1 protein-coding gene is annotated in these 1111 nt (G+C 66.4%); it reads left to right on the forward strand.

Features of this window, described 5'->3' with window-relative positions; genetic code table 11:
• Positions 1-100 precede the first annotated feature (100 nt).
• Positions 101-763, forward strand: coding sequence for a response regulator transcription factor (locus IE274_RS39110; RefSeq protein ID WP_190120716.1), 663 nt, complete (start codon positions 101-103; stop codon positions 761-763).
• Positions 764-1111 lie beyond the last annotated feature (348 nt).

A 1111-nucleotide genomic window follows, 5' to 3' on the forward strand; every position in this document is an offset into this window, starting at 1 on the left:
GTTGGTGGGGGGAACGTTCGAGTCCGGCCCCCGCCCCGACGGCGGCTTCCACATCGAAGCCGTACTGCCGATGGAAGCGCACCATGGATAGACTGTGACCATGGGGCATGAAGTCGTAAAGGTGTTGGTTGTTGATGACGAGCCCATGGTCTGCGCGCATTTGAGAACGATTCTCGGTTCGGCCGACGATATCGAGGTCGTCGACGCCGCCCATGACGGCGCCGCCGCGGTCGAGGCCGTGATGCGGCATCGCCCCGATCTCGTTCTCATGGATTTGCGGATGCCGGGAGTCGATGGCCTCACGGCGATCGAATGCATCATGAAACTCGACCAGCCACCGAAAGTCGTGGCGCTCACCACATTTGACGCCGATCAGTATGTGATGCGGGCACTGCGCAGTGGAGCAAGTGGATTTCTTGTGAAATCCACGCCCCCAGAGGACCTGATCGGGCTCGTCCGCGTCGCCGCCGACGGCCACACCGTCCTTTCGCCCGTGGCCATGCGCCGCATCGTGGCGGCCTCCTCCGACGAGGACGCCGCCCGCGAGCGGGCCAAGGCCCTGGTCGGCAAGCTCACCGAGCGCGAGACCGACGTCCTCACCTGCCTCGGCGAAGGCCTGTCGAACGCCCAGATCGCCACGAAGCTGTTCCTCAGCGAGGCGACGGTCAAGGGCTATGTCTCCCGCATGCTGGTGAAGCTGGAGTGCACCAACAGGACCCAGGCCGGACTCCTCGCCTACGACGCGGGGCTGGTCAGCCGCTGACGGACGCGGGAGCCGCTGACCGTCACGGGGACCTGACGCGGAGGTCACGGGGGCCGGCGCACAGCACGAACAGAGTGGACAACGCGAAGGGCCGGAGCTTTCAAGCTCCGGCCCTTCGCGTTGCCGCCTGTGGTGCCCGGGTGCCGTGAGGTATCCGTAGTCGCCGGACCGTAGTCGCCGGACCGCGTAGTCGGCTACTCGTTGAAGGCCGAACCCGCCGACGCCGACTGCGTGCCGTTGTCGGAGCGGATCCACGTCACCGTCGTCGGCACGTAGCTCGGCAACACCGACTTGATGTGGAAGCCGCCGTCGGGGCGGGGGCCGGACTCGAACGTTCCCCCCACCAAC

Origin of the sequence: Streptomyces flavofungini (genome assembly GCF_014650815.1) — a bacterium.
In the GTDB taxonomy this organism is placed as follows: Bacteria; Actinomycetota; Actinomycetes; order Streptomycetales; family Streptomycetaceae; genus Streptomyces; species Streptomyces flavofungini.

Bases quoted from the DNA above. Each gene is read 5' to 3' on its own strand.
- IE274_RS39110 (WP_190120716.1), top strand. From the start codon at position 101: ATGGGGCATGAAGTCGTAAAGGTGTTGGTTGTTGATGACGAGCCCATG.